This is a genomic window from uncultured Dubosiella sp. (genome assembly GCF_964018005.1).
GTDB classification, from domain to species: domain Bacteria; phylum Bacillota_I; class Bacilli_A; order Erysipelotrichales; family Erysipelotrichaceae; genus Dubosiella; species Dubosiella muris.
Map to the genome: position 1 here is coordinate 24,200 of NZ_CAXHOA010000013.1, position 19,993 is coordinate 44,192.

Sequence of the window (19,993 nt, forward strand, 5' to 3'; positions counted from 1 at the left end):
AGCGACTTCTCCCTGATTATTCCTCACCAAACAAGTCGATTGTCTGGCCTTCTTTGATTTTTACAATCGCTTTGCGGACATGGTTCGTTTTTCCAACGAAGCGTCCAACACGACGTGTCTTTGGTTTTACATTCATGATGTTGACCGAAACAACATCCACGTGGAACAAAGCTTCCACCGCTTGTCTCACTTCGATCTTATTTACACCTTTCGCCACTTCGAACGTCACCTTGTTGTCTTCAGCCATCAGCTTCATCGACTTCTCCGTGATGATCGGGCGAATGATTACGTCTCTGTAGTCCATCATTATGCCAACGCCTCCTCAATTTCTTTTACGGCTGCGCTCGTCATGACAACTTTGTTCGCGTTAACAAGATCGTATACGTTGATCGCCTTCGAGCTCATCATGCTTACGCCTGGCAAGTTGCGCGCCGACAAGTAAGCGTTCGTGTTGTCATCGGCTTCCGCAACGACAAACAACGTTTTGTAAGGCGCCTGGATCGCATCGACGATCGCAACGAAATCTTTTGTTTTTGGCGCTGCCAATTCTAATTTATCCATGACGTTCATCGCTTCGCCGATCAGTTTCTCGCTCAATGCGGATTTCAGGGCAAGACGACGAACTTTCTTGTTGATTTTATATGCATAGTTCCGAGGTTTAGGTCCAAACACCGTTCCACCGCCTCTGTATTGAGGAGCGCGGATCGAACCTTGACGGGCGCGACCTGTTCCCTTTTGGCGATATGGTTTACGACCGCCGCCGCGAACTTCGGAACGTCCTCTTGTGCTTGCCGTACCTTGACGACGGCTTGCCTGCTGCATGATCAATGCATCGTAAAGTGCCTGTTGATTTGGCTCGATTCCGAATACTTCATCGTTGAGTTCGATCGTTCCAACAACCGCACCGGCCTGATTAATTACGTCTAATGTAGCCATTATTCACTGACCTCCTCATTCACCGTGTAGTCGACCAATGTAACTGGCGCTTTGTTTCCTTTCGAAGTCTTGGCTGTACGGATCATCACCAATCCTTTTTTAGGTCCAGGCACACAGCCCTTGATCAAGATATAGTCTTTTTCTTTATCTACTTTAATGACAGTCAGGTTCGGATTCGTTGTGCGATATCCACCTTCCTGACCAGCCATCATCGTACCTTTCATGATACGGCCCTGACGGGAAGTAATACCGTTTGTTGCCAAAGAACCGATATGGCGGATGTTCTTCGAACCACCATGTGTCTTTGGTCCCTGATGCGCGTTGTTACGCACGATCGTACCCTGGTAACCTTTACCCTTGCTCGTTCCGATGACATCGACTTGCTCACCGGCTTCGAAAATGTCAACGCCAACCGTATCTCCGACTTTTACGTCGAGCTCGCAATCGCGAACCTCGCGGACAAAGCGCTTCGGCGCTGTTTCCGCTTTCTTGCAGTGTCCGATGTTGGCTTTTGTTGCGCGGCGTTCCTTGATATCTTCAAAGCCCAACTGAACCGCTTCATACCCATCCGTTTCAACCGTTTTCTTTTGAAGAACAACGTTCGGAGTCGCTTCGATCACTGTTACAGGAATCAACTCGCCGTCTACTGTGAAGACTTGCGTCATTCCTAATTTTCTTCCTAATAGTCCTTTCATCTTTGACACCTCCATTAAAGTTTAATCTCGATGTCAACACCACTAGGAAGTTCAAGTCTTTGTAAAGAGTCAATTGTTTCCTTGTTTGGTGCAACGATCTCAATCAAACGCTTATGCGTACGCATTTCGAACTGCTCACGCGAATCCTTGTATTTGTGAACTGCACGAAGAATTGTCACAACTTGTTTTTCCGTCGGCAGCGGAACCGGGCCGATGACTTTTTTAGCCCCGTGTTTTGTAGCCGCATCGACGATTTTCTTTGCGCTCTCGTCCAGGATGCGGTGCTCATACGCCTTTAAGCGAATTCTCATTGTATTGTTTGCCATGGTTTTCTCCTTTCGTTTATTCTAGATAAACATGCTCCATGCGAATTACCTGACCTCACCCATGACAACGCTTTTCAGTGGGTCAGCAACCTCGCACTTCTTCGCAGTGCTCAAAAATAATAGCACACAACCCGAGGGGATTCAACTATATTTCTTCTTTTTTTCAAAAGAAACCGGCATGGACACCCACACCGGCTTCTTTCCCTATTCATCGTATTGTTTCCGTGTCACAGTATGCAAGTCAAAATCCAGAAACAGCTGGAACGCCTTGCGATTTTCGTCCTCGTCCCAAATCTCGACGAATTTTGGTTCCACCTCGACCAGAATCTCGGTGTCCACATGCGAGTAGGCGTTGTAGGACTGCCACAAGTACTTCTTATACAGCGTCTCGAACGTGCGTCCCGGCTCGTCCACGACCAGTCCCGCGACGCGGGCGATTCCTTCGACCTGCACCCCGTTCCAGCACATGGCTACGCGCGGATTGGCGTACAGCTGCTGCGTTTTCCGAAAATTGCGATCCGTCTTAAAATAGATCCGGTCCTTGTAAAACAAACAACTCACGTTGCGAACCATCGGGTAGTCATCGACGCTGCTGGCCAGCGCCATGATCTTCCAATCCCCGAGCTTCGCGTCCATAATTTTCTTCGCTTCCAAAAAATCCATCTTTCTCTCTCCTCGCTTAAAGCAATCCATTCATCGTACACACGATGAGCAAAACCGAAACAACCATAAAACCGCCAACGACAGCCATCGACTTTCCGGTCGATACCGACTCGCTTTCTTTCACCAAACCGGAATGACGCAGCGCCGTCACGATTGGCTTATACACAAACAACGTAATGCCCGCGTTGATCCCGCACTTCAGCAAGTTGAACGGCACGATGCCCGGCAGCAGCATGCCGACCACCGCTTCGCGCGGCATACCAAAATAAATCGGCGTGATGATGTAGTTCCAGAGCACCATCGACAGCGTACAGCAAATCGTTCCCGCGATCAATCCGAGCACAGCGCCATTTTTGGTATGAACCTTTTTATAAATGAACGCAGCCGTACAAGCAAATGTGCACGAAGCGATCACGTTCATAAGCACATCCAAAATCGTTCCCCCGCGGAACAATAGCTCCAGCACCGAGCAAATCGCGCTAATCACAAAGGATGTCAGCGGGCCGTAAATAAAGCCGCCAATCACGATGATGATGTCTTTGGGATCAAATTTCAGAAAAGACACCGCCGGCACAAGCGGGAACGAGACGAGCAAGTTCAAGACCATCGCCATCGCGCACAACAAGCCGATCGTTGTGATTTTTTTTGTTTTCGAGTTATTCATTTCAACGACACCTCCTAATAACAGAAAACGCGCCTAAAATAAACTTCTAGGTGCGTTTTTCGACGATTAAAAAATGTCAGTCAACAAACTCTTCTTTCATCCAGACTTTAACTGTTGCTACCGGAGTTGCACCGGTTCGGCCCGAAGGTTCGCGGAGTATACCGCCAGTCGAGAATTTCACTCTGCCCTGAAGATTTATTTTATGCAACTTCATTATAATCCAAGTTGCCAAACAAATTCAATAAGAACGTAGAAATTCGTCCAGCACAAATTTAAATTTGCGTTTCTCGATAAAATACGCCACGATCAAAACCACTAACGTGAAGTCGATGTTGGGCGGCAACATCATTTTCAGCAAGGCGCTGAGCACAAACGAGCTGATATCCATATACAAAAAGTCTTTGCTGTTTGTACACGAGCGAATCATTCGGTATTTGACCCGGAAGTTGCTAAACAAAATCACCGCGCCAATGGCGCCGACGATCGCGTCCACCGAAAAATTGATGAAGTACGTTTGCGCCAATACCGCCCGCAGAAAAAAGAGCACCATCGTTCCGGTCATGATGATCATCAAGCCGGTCATCGTAAATTTCTCTTCATAGTTTTTTTCGACTTCGTAAACCGTCTTTTTGAAAGCGGAGGATTTGCTCCATGTCCGCATGTTTTCCACCGTCAGCTTCGTCTCTTTTTTGCGTTCCAGCGCCCGCGCGCTCTTCTTTAAATAAAAGGTGGCGTAGACGTCTTTCTTTAAACCGGACCAGTCTTTTTTCTCATCAATCGCCTGAATGACTGAAAGAAGCGTTCCATCTTCATCATGGGCGAGCGCGTCCGAAGTTTCCACGCTTACCCATTGAAACGGTGAAGATTTCTTTTGCTTCATTCAAAAATCACCTGTTCCGATTCCTGGATTTGAATGTTGGTTTGAAAATACGTTTCCAATGCCTGGATCGCGTACAACGTGTCTTTCATGCCCGCCGTTTCATAACTGGAGTGCATCGCAAGCTGCGGCAAACCAATATCGACCGCGTTGACGGACACTTGCGTATTGGACAGGTTGCCAAGCGTCGAGCCACCCGCCTTGTCGGAGCGGTTCGCAAACGTTTGCACCGGCACATCCGCCATCTTGCAAATTTGCGTAAAAATCGAGCGGGAGAACGCGTCTGTCGTGTATTTCTGGTTTGCGGCTTCCTTGATGACGATGCCTTTATTCATATACGCGCAGTTCGTGGAATCGGTTTCCTGCGCACGATTTGGATGGACAGCATGCGCGTTGTCGCACGATACGAGGAACGAACGGGCCACCGCTTGATAATAGTCTTCGTTTCCAAAGCCAAGATTGCCGTTGATTCGTTTCAGCGTATCTTTCAGGAACGTCGACATCGCGCCTTGTTTAGTATTCGAGCCAACCTCCTCGTTGTCAAAGCAGCAATACACGTTGACCGCTTTCTCGTTGCGTACGTTCATAAACGCTTTTAGCGAAACAAACGCGCACTGCAAGTCATCGAGTTTTGGCGAAGATACGAATTCCTGATCATATCCCCACACCACGCCTTTTTGCCGGTTCACCAAAAACAAATCCTTTCCCATGATTTGATCGGTTCGCACGCCGAGGGCGTCGGCGATCATTTGATCAAACGCCTCTTTTTTCATCGACCCGGCCGAGAAAAGCGGGCAAAGATCGACCGCGCGGTTGTATTTGTATCCGTCGTTGATGGAACGGTCAAAATGAATCGCCAGATTCGGGATCATCAAAATATCCTGGTCGATGTAAAGAAGCTTGTTTACCAGCTTCGATCCGTCATGGACAAGCACGCGTCCGGCCACGCTGAGCGGGCGGTCGAACCACGTATTGTCAATCATTCCGCCGTACGCTTCCACGTTTAATTTAATGTATTCTCCCGGCCCTTCCAGCGTTGCCACCGATTTTATTTTATAGGTTGGCGAGTCCGAATGGGCCGCCGTCATTTGAAAATGATAGTCGCTCAATTCCTTTCCAATTTGAAACGCGATCAAACTGGTATGGTTGCGCGTCGTGTAGTATTTCCCGCCTTTTTTCAAAGTCCAGGCTTTTCCTTCCGGCAAGTATTCAAAACCATCCGCGCTCAAATACGATTGGATCGTCGCGATGGAATGAAACATGCTTGGACTGGACTCGATAAACGCGAGTAGTTCTTTTGAAATATCTAAATCATTCATGATAATTCCTCCTCTTTGTAGTGTATCACGTCTGAAATCAAATTCATAGGAAAGGGGCTGTAACGGGTAATTAAAAAAATATCCGGCTCCGGAATTGAAAAAGAGGCCGAATGGAATGGCGAACCAGCGAAAGCGCCGGCTATGGAAGCGATGGCAATGATTCGTATTGTAAAGAGCGGCGAATTGAATAAAGAAGAAAAAGTGATATTTCTTTTTGAAAAGAGGCAAAGAAAAAAAGCTGTAGCGCTCGAGTGATTTCTAAAAACCACCCATTCATTACAGCCTCTTTTGTATTGTTTTTTATTCTGTCGTTCCGTCGCGCTCGTCCTGACGTTTTCTGATTTCCGGCATGATCAAGCCGAGAAGCAGGAACACGAATGGCGAGATCGCGTTGAAGATCGTGCGCATTGGATCGCCTGCCGCATACATTCCGAGCACGCAGCAAATCGCGGTGACCGCGAAGCACCATACACCGAAGAAGACCGCTACTTTGTTGTTTTTCACAAACATGTAGTCACGCGGAAATTTGGAAGACAGCTTGCGCAGCATGATGTACGCGAAGAATACCCACAAATAACGCAATGGCATACAAACGGAGTTCAACCGGGTCAGCCAGGTGATGATATCCGAAGCGTCTTTTCCAAGCAGCTGGATCGCGATAATGGCTCCGGAAAGCACAACGATCAATTTGATACCATTGACATAGGCACCTTTATCGTTTTGCTTGAGCAGCTGTTTTGGAACGAAGCGGCGGGCGTTGCCGTCATCAAGCAGCATTCGCAGCGGCGCGTCGATACTCAACACAAGTGTCGAGAACTGTCCAATCGTGTTGCAGGCGCCATAGAAGATCACGAACAAGTTGCCGACGTGATAGTAGTCGCCCAGACGCTGGAACGCCTCGTACGCGCCATTGGCGATGAACGAAGCTTGCGCATCGCCTGTGATTTCGGCGCCTGAGAACATCATGCCCAAAGCGACCGTTCCAAGAACCGCGCACACCATAACCATGATTGCGAGCGCGATCATTCCTTTCGGGAAGTTTTTCGCTGGATTTTCCACTTTGTTTACATATGGAGAAATCTTTTCGCAGCCGCCGACCGCAAAGATCAGGATCGAGAGCGAAGTGAAGTATTCCACATTAAACTTAGGAATCAGCGCTTCCCAGCTCCAGTCAAGCGGTACATACGATGCCGATGGATTGATGACCGGTGCAGCCATCATCATCAAAATGAACAGGATCGACATGACGAACATACTCGATCCCGCCGCTGTAGTCAATGCTTTCAAAGGATTCAATCCTCGGGAAGCGACCCAGCAGAAGAACAGGAAGACGACGCCGGTTGCCAGCTGAATCTGCCAGGAAGGCAGCGAATCATACCAGTCGTTGCTTAAAGTCATCCAGGCGAGCGCTTTGAGCCCTCCTGAACCTTTCGAAGCGATATACGGAATATGGACTACCCAGTACGTATATCCGGCGTAATACGCAAGCTTCGGATTCGTCGTTTCAAGAATCCACGACGTGACACCTCCACCTGCCGTTTTGAAAGCAGAGCCAAGCTCTCCGACCATTAACGCATACGGAACAAAATACAAAACGAATACCATGATCCATGAGAAGATCACCTGCGTACCGTGGAAATATCCGAATCCGTTGGTTACATTTCCAAAGCCCCAAACGGTAGAGAACGCCATGAATGCGAGCATGTACCATTTGATCTTGGAAGATGCGGCGGTTTGCTGGCCTGTTGAATTGTCTTTAGCCATTCTTTGTCTCCTTTCTTATAAGCCAATTACATAAATGTTCACACATTTTTCATGATATGTCAATCTTTTCTACAAATCAAAAAAGGGGACAGTCCACAATATACATCCTTTTTCACGCGATGAAACAAAAAAAGACAGCTGATACCAGCTGTCTGATTTTATCAAAGATTAACCAATGATTTCTGTAACGTTTCCGGCACCTACTGTGTGGCCACCTTCACGAATAGAGAATTTTGTTCCGTTTTCCAAAGCGATTGGAGCGATCAGTTCAACGTTCATTTCTACGTTGTCCCCTGGCATAACCATATCCGTTCCTTCTGGAAGCGTGATAACACCAGTTACGTCCGTTGTACGGAAGTAGAACTGAGGACGGTAGTTTGAAACGAATGGAGTATGACGTCCACCTTCTTCTTTGCTCAAAACGTATACTTGCGCCTTGAACGTCGTGTGAGGGTTTACGCTTCCTGGTTTTGCAAGAACTTGTCCACGCTGGATCTCGTCACGTGCAACACCACGGAGCAATGCACCAATGTTGTCACCGGCCTGTGCTTCGTCCAGTTGTTTGTGGAACATTTCAAGACCAGTCAATACGGATTTACGAGTTGGTTTGATACCAACGATTTCAACTTCGTCACCAAGGTGAGCTGTACCACGTTCAACACGTCCTGTTGCAACGGTACCACGTCCGGAAATCGTCATAACGTCTTCGACTGCCATCAAGAATGGTTTGTCAACATCACGTTCTGGATCTGGGATCCAAGAGTCAACGGCTTCCATCAGTTCGTCGATCGAACCTTCGTAGTTTGGATCGCCTTCCAGTGCTTTCAAAGCCGAACCACGGATGATTGGGGTTTCGTCTCCGTCGAATCCGTACTCGTTCAACAATTCGCGAACTTCCATTTCTACAAGGTCAACGAGTTCTTCGTCATCAACCATGTCGCACTTGTTCAAGTAAACAACGATGTAAGGAACACCTACCTGACGAGCAAGAAGGATGTGCTCACGAGTCTGAGGCATAGGACCATCCGATGCCGCAACAACAAGGATCGCACCGTCCATCTGAGCGGCACCAGTGATCATGTTCTTAACGTAGTCGGCGTGACCCGGGCAGTCTACGTGCGCGTAGTGACGAGTTTCTGTCTGGTATTCAACGTGTGCCGTGTTGATCGTGATTCCACGTTCTTTTTCTTCTGGAGCACCGTCGATTTCATCGTAAGCTTCTGCTTTGGCCATACCTTTTTTAGCCAAAACGCTAGTAATCGCTGCAGTCAAAGTCGTTTTACCGTGGTCTACGTGACCAATCGTACCGATATTAACGTGCGTTTTACTTCTGTCAAATTTTTCCTTAGCCATTTAAATTTTCCTCCTAAATGCTAAACATTCATAACAAGTCGGTTTAATTTTAATGCAATGCAGCTTTAAAATCAACCACCTATCCTCAATTAATCCTGCGCAGCTGCGCTTTCTTTGATAATTTTTTCAGAAATGCTCTTTGGAACTTCTGAATAATGATCAAATTTCATGGAATAGTTACCACGTCCCTGCGTGAATCCGCGCAAGTCAGTGACATAGCCAAACATTTCGGAAAGCGGGATCATCGCGCGCACGATAATCGCGTTACCGCGCTCTTCCTGATCCGTGATCTGACCACGACGGCTGGAAACGTCGCCCATAACCGAACCCAAATATTCGGAAGGGGCCGTGACCTCAACAAACATGATCGGCTCCAGCAGAACTGGTTTACATTTTTTTGCCGCTTCACGCAGTGCCATACTTGCCGCGATCTTATATGCCATCTCCGAGGAATCGACATCATGGTAAGATCCATCGAACAGCGTCGCTTTTACGTCGATTACCGGATAGCCGGCAATCACACCGTTTTCGAGTGCTGCTTCCAAACCTTCCTGTGTCGGTTTCACGTATTCTCTAGGAACGCTTCCTCCGACGATTGCATCAACGAATTCAAATCCTTTTCCTTCGTTTGGTTCAAATTTGATCCATACATGGCCGTACTGTCCGCGACCACCGGACTGACGAATGTATTTTCCTTCGCATTCCGCGCCCTGACGAATCGTTTCGCGATAAGCAACTTGTGGTTTACCAACAACCGCTTCCACCTTAAATTCACGACGCAGACGGTCTACGATAATATCGAGGTGAAGTTCACCGACACCCGCGATGATCGTCTGGCCGGTTTCTTCATTCGTGTATGTTTTAAATGTTGGATCTTCTTCCGCCAATTTGGAAAGCGCAAGACCCATTTTGTCCTGATCGGCCTTTGTTTTTGGCTCCAGGGACAACTCGATTACTGGTTCAGGGAATTCCATCGACTCCAGAATGATCGGGTTCTTTTCATCGCACAACGTATCGCCTGTTGTTGTATTTTTCAATCCAACCGCAGCGGCGATGTCGCCGGCGTATACTTCCGAGATTTCCTTCCGGGCGTTGGCGTGCATCTGCACGATTCGTCCGAAACGTTCTCTCTTGTCTTTGTTCGAGTTCAAGACGTAGCTTCCGGATGTCGCCGTTCCCGAATAAACACGGAAGAACGACAATTTTCCAACAAACGGGTCCGTCGCGATCTTGAACGCCAGCGCGGAGAATGGTTCCTCATCGCTAGCATGACGCTCGTCGGCTTCGCCATCCAGCGTCGTTCCTTTGATGGCAGGAATGTCCAATGGAGACGGCAGGTAATCCACAACCGCATCCAAAACCATCTGCACACCTTTGTTTTTATAGGCCGATCCGCAAAGAACCGGGAAGAAATCGCCGGCACAAACCGCGATACGCAATACGCGCTTGATTTCTTCAACGCTTGGCTCTTCTCCTTCCAGCACCTGCATCATAAGATCTTCATCGTAATCTGCAAGGTACTCGAGAAGCTTCATGCGATACTCTTCTGCGAGATCAACAAGATCAGCAGGGATTTCCGTCACTTCGATATCTGTACCGAGGTCGTTTTTGTAAATCTCCGCTTTTCTTTCGATAATATCAACGATTCCTGTAAAATCGCTTTCGGCTCCGATTGGGAGCTGGATTGGGCAAGATTTCGCCCCTAAACGATCAATGATCGTATTGCAAGACATAATGAAGTCCGCTCCCGTCGCATCCATCTTGTTGACGAATACGATACGAGGCACTCCGTATTCCGTGGCTTGACGCCATACGGTTTCTGTCTGCGGTTCAACACCGGCTTTGGCATCCAATACGGTTACCGCACCATCAAGAACACGCAGGGAACGTTCAACTTCAACGGTGAAGTCAACGTGGCCCGGAGTATCTATGATATTGATACGGCAGCCTTTCCAATGGCATGTCGTGGCAGCGGAAGTGATCGTGATTCCACGTTCCTGCTCCTGCTCCATCCAGTCCATTGTACTCGCACCATCGTGTGTTTCACCAATTTTGTGGTTAACACCCGTATAGTAAAGGATACGTTCAGTCGTTGTCGTTTTTCCGGCGTCAATGTGCGCCATGATACCAATATTGCGAGTATCTTTCAATGCATATTCTCTTGGCATTTAACCGACATCCTTTCCTACCAGCGGTAATGTGCAAACGCTTTATTCGCTTCTGCCATCTTATGAACGGATTCGCGTTTCTTCACACTGGCACCAGAGTTGTTTGCCGCGTCAATAATCTCAGCGGCAAGACGCTGTTCCATTGTTTTTTCGTTGCGCAGACGAGCGTAGTTAACCAACCAGCGCAGTCCAAGCGTCAAACGACGCTCATCGCTGACTTCCACCGGTACCTGGTAGTTCGCGCCACCTACACGACGAGCCTTCAGCTCCAGCTGAGGCATTACGTTTTCCAACGCTTCCTCGAAAACTTCCATTGGTTGTTTTCCTGTTTTCACTTCGACGATGTCGAAAGCGTTATATAAAATTTTCTGAGCAGTCCCTCTTTTACCATCGATCATGATCTTGTTGATCAGACGAGTAACCAGCTTAGAGTTGTAAATCGGGTCTACTAATACATCACGTTTAGCGATATGTCCTTTTCTAGGCATAGTTTATTTCTCCTTTCACGATCGACTTATTTTTTCGGTTTTTTTGTTCCATACAGGGAACGGGATTGTTTCCGGTCGTTTACACCAGCGCAGTCCAGCGTACCGCGGACGATATGGTAACGAACACCTGGCAAGTCCTTAACACGACCACCACGGATCAGAACCACACTATGCTCCTGCAAGTTGTGTCCAATTCCTGGGATATAAGCGGTAACTTCCATTCCGTTTGAAAGACGAACACGGGCATATTTACGAAGCGCAGAGTTTGGTTTCTTTGGCGTCATCGTTCCGACACGCGTGCATACTCCACGTTTTTGCGGAGATGAAAGATTTGTCGGTTTCGATTTCAAAGAGTTGTAACCGCGGTTCAAAGCCGGTGACTTCGATACGTTTTGACTAGCCTTACGACCTTTTCGAATCAACTGATTGATTGTAGGCATAAGATCCTCCTTCCAATTTATCTACTTCTAATTTGAATAAAATTAAGTACACGAATCCGGGCGGTTCATCTTATGCCCATTTTTTAAGGTCCCTATTTCGGACCTCGCGCGTACAATCATTACAATACTTTTATCCGTTTTGTTTGTCAAGCTTTTTTTATGTAACTTATTCCTTGATTTCTATAAAAAAGCGCATAAAAACCCTATTTTGAAAAACAGCGTTAATTTGTATCTCTTCCATCAAGACATTTGAAGTGCCTGATTCCTATATTCCACTGGAATCTCTATGCCCAGGTTTTCTAGTTTTGTCAAATAACTTTTGATCTTACTTTCCTTTGTCTTTGTTTGATAATAATTGCTTCCCAATTCCTTGTATGATTCTCCGTTTTTCAGCATATGATATGCAATCTTCAAAATTGAATGTCCCACTGCCACGATCGCTCTCTTTTTTCCGCGATGTGCCGCGATCCGGTTGTATAGAGAGGAAAAATAGCTTTCTTTTTTCATTACGGCAGAATGCGCGCAAACCACCAGAGTACTCCTTAGCAGTTTGTTTCCTTTTGTCGTTCGAGCGCTCAGTTTTTTCTTTGCCGATTCTTTGTTTCCCGGGCTGATTCCCGCCCATGAACAAATGTGGCGATCCGTGGGAAACCGACTCATATCGACACCAATCACAGATATGATGATTTTCGCGCTGTCTTCTCCGATTCCCGGAATCTGCGTTAATCGTTTGGCCGCTTCTTTCTCCGGATCGCTCATGGCGTCGTTGATATCCTGATCCAGTTCTCGAATATGCTTTTCCAATTCATCAATATGCTTGCGCAGTTCCCGGATCATTTTGATTTGAACCGGACTCAGCACGCCATTCATATCCTCGATCAACTTTGTTTTGCTCGCTTTTAATCTTCTTGAAATCTTTCTGTCTTTGATCATCTGGTCATAAACAGCTTCATCGAATTTTTCGCCTTCCAGAATGAGATCCAAAAGATTTCTCGCGCTTTTTCCATTGATATTGGATACTGTACCGGACAACTTGATATTTCCGCCTTCCAGCATTTTTTGGAGCCGGTTCAATTCGGCGGATTGGGTTTTTACCAGACTTTTCCTGTAGCTGACAAGCTCGCGAAGTTCGCGTTGGGAGCGATTGGGAATAAAGCTGGGAATCAATAAGCCATGACAAAGAAGATCGGAAATCCATTCCGCGTCTTTGATATCCGTCTTTCGACCGGGAACATTGCGCATATGCTGAGCATTGACAACAATCGGGTTCAAGTCGAAAGATTCAAGGACATTGTATAAAGGTTTCCAGTAAGAACCGGTGCTTTCCATAGCGACGGCTTGACAATGATTTTCCAAGAGCCAATCCGCCAAAGAGAGAAGTTCACGAGTGGAAGCACCGAATTCCTTGATCTGGGTGTTCTGCTCCTGACGAAGACAGGCGACGATCAATTTCTTGTGAACATCAATACCACAACAAACCGCATAAAGATTTTCCATAAACAAAACTCCTTTTCAAATAAAGCGGTCGGAACGGCTGCGTAGATCATTTTTTTATACGTTTTTTCGACGAAGCGATCAACAGATGGTGGTGCGTTCAACCGTCCCTCAATCAATTTTTTTTACGAGTTCGGAGCTCAAAAAAGAGACGACCTCTTCCGCTAATTCCAGTATAAAGAAAAAAGGAATGAAACAATAGATTTTTGTCTAAAGTTACATTCCGTGTGGTACACCTCGGAGTATGGAGATTTTTTATAAAAAACGATAACAAAAAGTAAAAAAAGGATTTCACGATGAAATCCCTTTTCAAGTTTATGAAGTTTATTTTTAGCCTTTGATTAACCAACTGTCCAAGGAACCGGAACAAATGGTTTATAAGTTCCAGACCAAATTCCAAAAATAGCCCCTACAATTCCCATCACAAGAATCAAACCGATACATTTAACCGGCGTCCAGCCTTTTTTCTTAATGAGGAAATACATCAGCAAAGTAATCAATAGCGGAAGCATGCAAGGAAGAATCATATTTAAATAGTCTTGAATGACAATCGGTGACTCCCCATTCGCAATCGTCATCCCTAACGTCGTTCCGCCGCCATAGTTAGCAATCAAGGCCCCGACCACAAATACGCCAAGAACTGCAGCCGCATGCGTAAACTCATCCGCATACTCCGTCATCATCGACACGGCCTTCATGCCTAAGTTATACGACCAATACATCAACCCATAGCGAAGCGCCATCTCGCATCCAAACAAAATAATGAAATAAAGGATCGGACCGAGTATTGAACCATTGATTGCCATATTGGCCGTCAAACCCGCGGTAATTGGAACTAGCGTATACCAGAACAAAGCGTCGCCAATTCCTCCAAGTGGCGCAGCCACAGAAATACGAACTGAACGAATCGTCTGTACATCCGTTTTCATCTGCTCCATCGAGAGCACGATCCCCATAACAAACGTAACCGCGAACGGGTGCGTGTTGATGAAGTCCAAGTTCTGAATCATAGACGTTGACAAGTCTTCCTTGTTCGTGTGTACTTCTTCCAATCCTGGCAACATAGCCCACAACCAGCCACCTGACTGCATTCGCTCATAGTTGAACGACGCCTGAAGCATAGTCGATAGCCAAACCATTTTATTCAATGTCTTTTTGCTGACACGTGGTGCCGGTGTCGTGTCGATATATCGCAACTCTTTATTATTAGATGCCATCACTAAAACCTCCTTCTTCGACTTGTTTCTTCAAACCATTTACCCGGAAATCATTGATTGCTACCGCCACACCAAGGAATGCGACAAGCAGCAGACAAGCCGAAGCCGTCGCCTCGATATTTCCAATGACGAGCGCGCAAACAAAACCAGCAAACAAATAACCCCACATATCGTTGGCCAGCATGATTTTCAATAAAATCGCGAAACCGACAAAGCGCATCATTCCTCCGGCCGCGCTCAATCCGCCCATGAACCAAGACGCCTTCTCGGAAAGTTGTTCCAATGTTCCAGACATGGCAACACCACCCACATAAGCGATCACAGCAATCAAGGCAAACAGCGAACCAAGAATCAAACAAGAAATCAAATTCACTTTCACAATTCCTGCCGGACTTGCTTTGATCGCCGCCTCGTCGGCTTTTGCCATCAATCCGGACATCACCGTAAATGTCAAAGTCACCACATATTGTCCAAATGTTGCGAAAATCATGCACGCCCCCAAAGCTGCGTCGATATTCATTCGCGCTTTGATGGCGAAGATCATCGCAACCACACTTCCCAGTACCGCGTTTGGCGGCTGCGCCCCGCCGACTGGCATATTACCAATCATCATCAATTCGTACGTTCCACCCACGACAAGTCCTGTATGCAAGTCGCCAAGAACAAGCCCGATAATCGGACAAGCGATAATTGGTCGATAAATGATTTCTGTCAAAGAGAACTGGTCGATTGCGAAAATAAATGTGACAACCGCCAAAAGAATAATCTCAACAATATTCATATTTTTCTCACCTTCCTATCCAAACAATTTATTGACATCTTCTGCCGCCAAATCCGGTACTCGCCGGATTTCTAATTCCACACCAAGATCCTGCAATTTTCTAAACGCGGCGACATCGTCATCGTCTACCGCAACAGAAGTTGCCACCTGCCGTTTTCCTTCCGACATGTGCATGTTTCCAATATTGACTTTTTGAATTGGAACTCCTCCTTCAACCAACTTCAGCACATCTTGGGGCGTTTCACAAATAATCGCGATCATTTGTCTTGGACTTGCCTTGTCGATGACCGCGATGGTCTTAGCCAAGCTAAAAAATCTCGTTTGAGCATAGCCTGGAGCGGCCATTTTTAATAATCCTTGCCGCATTTTATCTCCCGCGACCGCGTCGTTCGCAACCAAAAGTAAATTCGCTCCTACTGAGCCACACCACTGCGTGGCAACCTGCCCATGGATCAGACGATTGTCGATCCGGGTCAATACAATATTAGGCATCTTTTCCCTCCTTCTAAGCCTTCGCTTTTTGTAACATCATTCTAAATTTAAAAAGATTTAAAATCTTTGCATTTTTTGCGCTTGTGTTTATAACTTTTGACAGATTTTTAATAAAACATTTTTCATTTTTTTGTCATAATTGCTATAATGAAACCATACAAAAGGTTAAGGTGATCTTATATGTTTAATAAAACTTCCAGTGTCGATTTTTTAAAGTACGGTGAAGTCTTCAGTATTTTCTCGGAAAACAACGAAATCCACGACAACAATTACATTTTTACAATTCAAAACGATAAAATCGTTTATTTTTACGTCGCCAACACCGATATTTATTTAAAATCCACCGAAGGAATCTGCATGCTCGTCGTGGCAAATTCTCTGGATCAGGAAACTTTCGACCGATTCGTGATTCATCGCGTCGTGAAAATTAATCAAGGCGTATTGTTCAATTTTATTTCCCTAGGCAATGAAGCCAAAGTTGAAATCGCCTTTTCAAGGACAACCGTCCTTCAAAACCGCTTTATTCCCAATCCTTACGGCTATTCCCGCATCAAGCCCGCGGTCCGAATTAACGAATTGATTGCCTACTACTACAATGTTCGCTCATCCAACTATTTCTTTCCGGGTGAAAAAGATCAATATTGGGAAATCACTTTCGTTGACAGTGGCACACTCCATACGACCATAGAAGATCACAAATACCAGCTGACAAGCAATCAAATGATTTTATACGCTCCCGGACAGTTCCATCGGCAAAATACAACAAACGAAGCCTGTTCCTACTTGACCATCATCATTGACTTGGAAACAAATCTTGACAACCAGAAAAAGCTTGTCAACACCGTCTTTGAAATTGATCGCGATTCCCGGGCCGCTATAGAAACCTTTGTAAAATCCAACGATCAAAAGTCCGCTTATGATCGCGATCTCATGATCATCGCTTTGGAAAAGATCATCATCAATCTGCTGAAAAAAGGGGAGAAGTCACTCAGTAAAGTAGCCAGCACGCCGATGCAGCAGCGCTTTGAAAACGAACTGCTTAACGAAATTCTGCTCTATATCAATGAAAACATTTATACCGCTTTTAACATTGAGGAGCTTTGCGCGCAATTTGGGATTTCCCGCAGCTCACTTCAATCCCTATTCCGAAACAATCTATCCATCGCACCCAAAGAATACGTCAGCAGCTTAAAGCTAGAAAAAAGCAAACTACTGATCAAAGAAAGCAAATTCACTATTTCCGAAATCGCCACCATGCTCGGTTTTTCAACCATCCATTACTTTTCCCGCCGATTCAAGCAGGAATTTGGATTGACTCCGACAGAATACGCAAACAAGATTTTATAAAGGCAAAACGCAAAGATGTTTTGTCTTTTTAAATGCCGTCTTCCTCGATGATTTCTTCTTCTTCTTCGAATAAAACAGAAAAATCAAACCGCGTCATCATTTCTTTACCGGTTTGGATGGCTGTCGCTGCCAGCGTATCCAAATCCATTCCAAAATTTCTAGCCAGCACAACTTCCGCCAGCATTGGCATGTTCACACCCGCCAAAATTTCAATATCCGATCGGTTCATCGAAAGCTCGACGATCGTTTTAAATGGCGAGCCACCTTGCAAGTCGGTAAAAACAAGCACCCCTTCGCAATCCTGTAACTCGTTTAATGCTTTGGTCAAGTCTTGCTCCAGCTCTTTGACTTCCTTTTCAAAGTTTACGGCAATAAATTTCCGTTGTTCTCCGGCAATCACTTCAATTGCGCTTTTCAACCCTTGAGCAAACCGGCCATGACCCGTCACAATAATTCCAATCATAATTTCCTCCTTATTTTGTATATGGATAAATGTTTACACCCTTTACCACGCGGTTGACTTCCCCGCTCGGACACGGATTGTCCGGACCCAAATGGCAACGAAGCGATTTAAACAAAGCTAAGGTTTGCGCAAACGTAATGTATTCCAAACCAAGCAGTGCGTTAGGAATCGTTTGGGGATTGTCAAAAGAAAGAAAATAATCCACTTCCTTTTTTATCGCGTCTTCCCCGCCTGACAACACACAAATCTTGTTTCCTTTCCGCTGTTCACTCATTTCGCGAATCAAATCATATTCGTACTGACGCGTATACGGATCATCGCTCAAATAAACAATCGTTAAAGTTGAATCGTTAATCACCGATTTTGGTCCATGACGGAATCCAAGTGGTGAGTCGAAAACCGTATCAACCGTACCGCCTGTTAGCTCGCAAATCTTTAAAGCGGATTCTTGCGCAAAGCCTTTTAAGCTGTTGCTTCCTAAATAGACGATTCGATTAAAGTCGTAGGTATCCACGATTTCTTGGGCAAGCTCCCATTTTTGTTCAAAAAACAACTCGTCCATTTTCGCCGTCAAAGCGGCTTCAACTGACAGCGTTTCAAAATCTTTGCTAAAAGCAAGCAAAGTAGCCAAAACCATATTGGAAAAAGAAGACGTCATCGCAAAGCTTTGATCACATGTTTCCGGCGTTAAATTAATGACAAGACAATTCGCTTTTCCGATCGCGAATTTCGACAACGCTCCCTTTTCGTTGCATGTAATCATTAAATGCTGTATGGTTTCACAAACCGAGTTTGCAGCTTCTACCGCGCCCACCGACTCCGGTGAATTTCCACTTCTTCCATAACTCACTAAAAGCGTCGGTTTTGTTTTAGATAAATAACACTCTGGATCTGCCACGATATCCGTCGTCGCGTATGACTTTACTTTATGGTCGTACGTTTTTTCCAAAAAAGGGAAGACAGAATTGCCGACAAACTCGCTCGTTCCCGCCCCGGTTAAAATGATATCGTAATCCGCACAATTCGTAATTCGCGCGATAAAATCCATAATCGCCTTTTTTTCTTTTGCGATTTGAGCAATCGTTTTATTCCAAGTTTCCGGCTGCTGCCGAATTTCCGATGCTGTCCAAAAACCGTTCAATTGTTTCCAGTCGACCTGTTCTTTTTTTAAAAGCATATTCATCAAACCTCCTTCGTCCGGTTCACGGTTCTAATTATATTTTTGAAAGGCCTCATTTCAACACGACTGCTAAAATGTGAAAAAACATCGTTAATAAGTGGTAGGAAATAAATCGCGTTCTTTTTATAATAAATACGGAGGAATTTATATGAGAAATAACTTTGCAAACATATTGGCAAGCGGCTCCAATCTTTTTGAACAGTCCAATGGAACCTTGCTGTATTTCAACCCAAAAGCGAATGTTTCCTATACGATCAGTCCGGTTCACCGGAAAACATTCAATACCTTGCGAATGCGTGTTGTTCTAACCGTGATTTCTTTAATCTTTTTTTACTTGTTGTTTCAGCTGAATCTTTTTTTGTCGATCAGCTTAAGCGCCGTGATTTTCATCTTTTTGGAATATCGCTACCACAGCTTCTTAAAAAAAATGCCCAGAACCGTCGGTTTTCCGAAGAAAGCGCGTGCTACAGCCGTCAATGAAGAAATCAAAGTTTCCAAAGAAGGATTGATTCTTCGCTTGACGCTCTACTGCCTGCTGGCGATTTTACTTGTCGTCAATACATTTGTACCCGGAGCAGTTCATGGACATCCGGCTCTGGAAAGCGCAAGCTACTGCCTTGCCGTCTTTGCGTTGTACATGGCGTATCAATACGGAATGCTACTTGCGCATAAAGAAAAGAAAGGAAAAAGATAAGCATGCAGACGATTGCTGTTGTCGTTGTCACCGCTTTAATTCTTTATACATTAGTCGGTGGCATCAAACGCTCTATCTACAAACAACTCGTTACTTTTCTCCAAAACGGCCACTATGCGTCGTTTGACCAAAAAGTGGATGCACTGCTGGTAAAACTTTTGTTTTCGAAACAAAGCCTGCTGGATCTTCGCCTGAATGCCGCCATCCTTCAAAACCAGAAACGAAAAGCGCTACGATATTTGGAAGAGCTGGAAAGAATCCCAATGCCAAAAAGCGAAAAAGACACATACATGATGAAAGGATTCAATTATTTTATTGGGCTCAACGATGCTAAAAACGCCAAAAAGTATTTAACAAAAGTGGACTGCTCCAGCAACGAGCAAATGAAGCAGGAAGCCCATCGAGTCTACAACATTTACATTTTAAAAAACGACCACGACCTTCCTGCCCTTCTCGAAGAAATTGAAGGGATGGAAGACTCGCAGCGTGGCGTCCACGAATTTCTCATCTCGCGTATTTATAAAAACAAGAACGACTGGGAAAACGCACAAAAATACGAACACCTCAGCAAAACTCATTTTGCTTTCGTCGATCAACAAACAAGCCAAAAACTAAAAAAGCACGTATAAAAA

General features: G+C 45.6%; 22 protein-coding genes and 1 riboswitch. Of the genes, 3 read left to right on the forward strand and 19 right to left on the reverse strand.

What is annotated here, in order from left to right; genetic code table 11:
- Window positions 1–16: 16 nt before the first annotated feature.
- From rplW to agaV, 17 genes are all read right to left on the reverse strand, one after another.
- On the reverse strand, window positions 17–307 hold the full coding sequence (gene rplW, locus ABNS49_RS09630; RefSeq protein ID WP_135981190.1) for a 50S ribosomal protein L23: 291 nt from the start codon (window positions 305–307) through the stop codon (window positions 17–19).
- Entirely contained in the window at window positions 307–936 is a 630-nt protein-coding gene (gene rplD, locus ABNS49_RS09635; protein WP_135981189.1) for a 50S ribosomal protein L4, read from the reverse strand. The genes rplW and rplD overlap by 1 nt, the downstream gene beginning before the upstream one ends.
- Window positions 936–1,631 (reverse strand): 50S ribosomal protein L3, encoded by a 696-nt coding sequence (gene rplC, locus ABNS49_RS09640; protein WP_135981188.1) that lies wholly within the window; start codon window positions 1,629–1,631, stop codon window positions 936–938. Before rplC ends, rplD begins: the two co-directional genes overlap by 1 nt.
- A gap of 14 nt (window positions 1,632–1,645) precedes the next feature.
- Window positions 1,646–1,957, reverse strand: coding sequence for a 30S ribosomal protein S10 (gene rpsJ / locus ABNS49_RS09645; RefSeq protein WP_016320210.1), 312 nt, complete (start codon window positions 1,955–1,957; stop codon window positions 1,646–1,648).
- 204 nt (window positions 1,958–2,161) lie between these two features.
- Entirely contained in the window at window positions 2,162–2,620 is a 459-nt protein-coding gene (locus ABNS49_RS09650) for a pyridoxamine 5'-phosphate oxidase family protein (protein ID WP_135981187.1), read from the reverse strand.
- 16 nt (window positions 2,621–2,636) lie between these two features.
- Entirely contained in the window at window positions 2,637–3,284 is a 648-nt protein-coding gene (locus ABNS49_RS09655) for an ECF transporter S component (RefSeq protein WP_135981186.1), read from the reverse strand.
- Window positions 3,285–3,368: 84 nt separating this feature from the next.
- A riboswitch (FMN riboswitch) is annotated at window positions 3,369–3,483 on the reverse strand.
- A gap of 39 nt (window positions 3,484–3,522) precedes the next feature.
- Window positions 3,523–4,164 (reverse strand): hypothetical protein, encoded by a 642-nt coding sequence (locus ABNS49_RS09660; RefSeq protein WP_135981185.1) that lies wholly within the window; start codon window positions 4,162–4,164, stop codon window positions 3,523–3,525.
- Window positions 4,161–5,480 carry a M18 family aminopeptidase gene (locus ABNS49_RS09665; protein ID WP_135981184.1) on the reverse strand — a complete coding sequence of 440 codons (1,320 nt, stop codon included), beginning with the start codon at window positions 5,478–5,480 and terminating at the stop codon, window positions 4,161–4,163. Before ABNS49_RS09665 ends, ABNS49_RS09660 begins: the two co-directional genes overlap by 4 nt.
- A gap of 300 nt (window positions 5,481–5,780) precedes the next feature.
- A complete protein-coding gene (locus ABNS49_RS09670) occupies window positions 5,781–7,244 on the reverse strand; it encodes an amino acid permease (RefSeq protein ID WP_135981183.1) in 1,464 nt (487 codons plus the stop codon).
- A gap of 168 nt (window positions 7,245–7,412) precedes the next feature.
- Window positions 7,413–8,597 carry an elongation factor Tu gene (gene tuf, locus ABNS49_RS09675; protein ID WP_135981182.1) on the reverse strand — a complete coding sequence of 395 codons (1,185 nt, stop codon included), beginning with the start codon at window positions 8,595–8,597 and terminating at the stop codon, window positions 7,413–7,415.
- Window positions 8,598–8,686: 89 nt separating this feature from the next.
- Complete coding sequence (fusA, locus tag ABNS49_RS09680; protein ID WP_135981181.1) at window positions 8,687–10,765, reverse strand: elongation factor G; 2,079 nt, start codon at window positions 10,763–10,765, stop codon at window positions 8,687–8,689.
- A 17-nt stretch (window positions 10,766–10,782) separates the two neighbouring features.
- Entirely contained in the window at window positions 10,783–11,253 is a 471-nt protein-coding gene (gene rpsG / locus ABNS49_RS09685) for a 30S ribosomal protein S7 (protein ID WP_135981180.1), read from the reverse strand.
- A 26-nt stretch (window positions 11,254–11,279) separates the two neighbouring features.
- Window positions 11,280–11,693 (reverse strand): 30S ribosomal protein S12, encoded by a 414-nt coding sequence (gene rpsL / locus ABNS49_RS09690; RefSeq protein WP_135981179.1) that lies wholly within the window; start codon window positions 11,691–11,693, stop codon window positions 11,280–11,282.
- Window positions 11,694–11,933: 240 nt separating this feature from the next.
- Window positions 11,934–13,190 carry an IS110 family transposase gene (locus tag ABNS49_RS09695; RefSeq protein ID WP_348687908.1) on the reverse strand — a complete coding sequence of 419 codons (1,257 nt, stop codon included), beginning with the start codon at window positions 13,188–13,190 and terminating at the stop codon, window positions 11,934–11,936.
- Window positions 13,191–13,528: 338 nt separating this feature from the next.
- A complete protein-coding gene (locus ABNS49_RS09700; RefSeq protein ID WP_135980862.1) occupies window positions 13,529–14,404 on the reverse strand; it encodes a PTS system mannose/fructose/sorbose family transporter subunit IID in 876 nt (291 codons plus the stop codon).
- On the reverse strand, window positions 14,394–15,185 hold the full coding sequence (locus ABNS49_RS09705) for a PTS sugar transporter subunit IIC (protein WP_135980863.1): 792 nt from the start codon (window positions 15,183–15,185) through the stop codon (window positions 14,394–14,396). Before ABNS49_RS09705 ends, ABNS49_RS09700 begins: the two co-directional genes overlap by 11 nt.
- Before the next feature lie 15 nt (window positions 15,186–15,200).
- Window positions 15,201–15,677 (reverse strand): PTS N-acetylgalactosamine transporter subunit IIB, encoded by a 477-nt coding sequence (agaV, locus tag ABNS49_RS09710; RefSeq protein WP_135980864.1) that lies wholly within the window; start codon window positions 15,675–15,677, stop codon window positions 15,201–15,203.
- A 405-nt stretch (window positions 15,678–16,082) separates the two neighbouring features.
- Here agaV and ABNS49_RS09715 point away from each other — a divergent pair, with 405 nt between their 5' ends.
- Window positions 16,083–17,024 carry an AraC family transcriptional regulator gene (locus ABNS49_RS09715; protein ID WP_289642108.1) on the forward strand — a complete coding sequence of 314 codons (942 nt, stop codon included), beginning with the start codon at window positions 16,083–16,085 and terminating at the stop codon, window positions 17,022–17,024.
- A 28-nt stretch (window positions 17,025–17,052) separates the two neighbouring features.
- On the opposite strand, the gene agaF is transcribed toward ABNS49_RS09715, so the two are convergent.
- Both agaF and ABNS49_RS09725 read right to left on the reverse strand, forming a co-directional pair.
- Window positions 17,053–17,487: a PTS galactosamine/N-acetylgalactosamine transporter subunit IIA gene (gene agaF / locus ABNS49_RS09720; RefSeq protein ID WP_135980866.1), complete on the reverse strand. Its 435-nt coding sequence runs from the start codon at window positions 17,485–17,487 to the stop codon at window positions 17,053–17,055.
- Window positions 17,488–17,497: 10 nt separating this feature from the next.
- Window positions 17,498–18,664: an SIS domain-containing protein gene (locus tag ABNS49_RS09725; protein ID WP_135980917.1), complete on the reverse strand. Its 1,167-nt coding sequence runs from the start codon at window positions 18,662–18,664 to the stop codon at window positions 17,498–17,500.
- A gap of 151 nt (window positions 18,665–18,815) precedes the next feature.
- Between ABNS49_RS09725 and ABNS49_RS09730 the strand changes: the two genes are divergently transcribed.
- Window positions 18,816–19,361, forward strand: coding sequence for a hypothetical protein (locus ABNS49_RS09730; RefSeq protein WP_288342080.1), 546 nt, complete (start codon window positions 18,816–18,818; stop codon window positions 19,359–19,361).
- A 2-nt stretch (window positions 19,362–19,363) separates the two neighbouring features.
- Window positions 19,364–19,990, forward strand: coding sequence for a hypothetical protein (locus tag ABNS49_RS09735; protein ID WP_135980868.1), 627 nt, complete (start codon window positions 19,364–19,366; stop codon window positions 19,988–19,990).
- The last annotated feature ends 3 nt before the right edge of the window (window positions 19,991–19,993 follow it).

Excerpts from the sequence above, each read along its gene's own strand:
- ABNS49_RS09665 (WP_135981184.1), bottom strand. The coding sequence starts at position 5,480 with ATGAATGATTTAGATATTTCAAAAGAACTACTCGCGTTTATCGAGTCC.
- ABNS49_RS09695 (WP_348687908.1), bottom strand. The coding sequence starts at position 13,190 with ATGGAAAATCTTTATGCGGTTTGTTGTGGTATTGATGTTCACAAGAAA.
- rpsL (WP_135981179.1), bottom strand. The coding sequence starts at position 11,693 with ATGCCTACAATCAATCAGTTGATTCGAAAAGGTCGTAAGGCTAGTCAA.
- rpsG (WP_135981180.1), bottom strand. The coding sequence starts at position 11,253 with ATGCCTAGAAAAGGACATATCGCTAAACGTGATGTATTAGTAGACCCG.
- agaV (WP_135980864.1), bottom strand. The coding sequence starts at position 15,677 with ATGCCTAATATTGTATTGACCCGGATCGACAATCGTCTGATCCATGGG.
- tuf (WP_135981182.1), bottom strand. The coding sequence starts at position 8,597 with ATGGCTAAGGAAAAATTTGACAGAAGTAAAACGCACGTTAATATCGGT.
- ABNS49_RS09650 (WP_135981187.1), bottom strand. The coding sequence starts at position 2,620 with ATGGATTTTTTGGAAGCGAAGAAAATTATGGACGCGAAGCTCGGGGAT.
- ABNS49_RS09735 (WP_135980868.1), top strand. The coding sequence starts at position 19,364 with ATGCAGACGATTGCTGTTGTCGTTGTCACCGCTTTAATTCTTTATACA.
- rplD (WP_135981189.1), bottom strand. The coding sequence starts at position 936 with ATGGCTACATTAGACGTAATTAATCAGGCCGGTGCGGTTGTTGGAACG.
- fusA (WP_135981181.1), bottom strand. The coding sequence starts at position 10,765 with ATGCCAAGAGAATATGCATTGAAAGATACTCGCAATATTGGTATCATG.
- ABNS49_RS09700 (WP_135980862.1), bottom strand. The coding sequence starts at position 14,404 with ATGGCATCTAATAATAAAGAGTTGCGATATATCGACACGACACCGGCA.
- ABNS49_RS09655 (WP_135981186.1), bottom strand. The coding sequence starts at position 3,284 with ATGAATAACTCGAAAACAAAAAAAATCACAACGATCGGCTTGTTGTGC.
- rpsJ (WP_016320210.1), bottom strand. The coding sequence starts at position 1,957 with ATGGCAAACAATACAATGAGAATTCGCTTAAAGGCGTATGAGCACCGC.
- ABNS49_RS09705 (WP_135980863.1), bottom strand. The coding sequence starts at position 15,185 with ATGAATATTGTTGAGATTATTCTTTTGGCGGTTGTCACATTTATTTTC.
- ABNS49_RS09730 (WP_288342080.1), top strand. The coding sequence starts at position 18,816 with ATGAGAAATAACTTTGCAAACATATTGGCAAGCGGCTCCAATCTTTTT.
- ABNS49_RS09660 (WP_135981185.1), bottom strand. The coding sequence starts at position 4,164 with ATGAAGCAAAAGAAATCTTCACCGTTTCAATGGGTAAGCGTGGAAACT.
- agaF (WP_135980866.1), bottom strand. The coding sequence starts at position 17,487 with ATGATTGGAATTATTGTGACGGGTCATGGCCGGTTTGCTCAAGGGTTG.
- ABNS49_RS09670 (WP_135981183.1), bottom strand. The coding sequence starts at position 7,244 with ATGGCTAAAGACAATTCAACAGGCCAGCAAACCGCCGCATCTTCCAAG.
- rplC (WP_135981188.1), bottom strand. The coding sequence starts at position 1,631 with ATGAAAGGACTATTAGGAAGAAAATTAGGAATGACGCAAGTCTTCACA.
- ABNS49_RS09725 (WP_135980917.1), bottom strand. The coding sequence starts at position 18,664 with ATGCTTTTAAAAAAAGAACAGGTCGACTGGAAACAATTGAACGGTTTT.
- rplW (WP_135981190.1), bottom strand. The coding sequence starts at position 307 with ATGATGGACTACAGAGACGTAATCATTCGCCCGATCATCACGGAGAAG.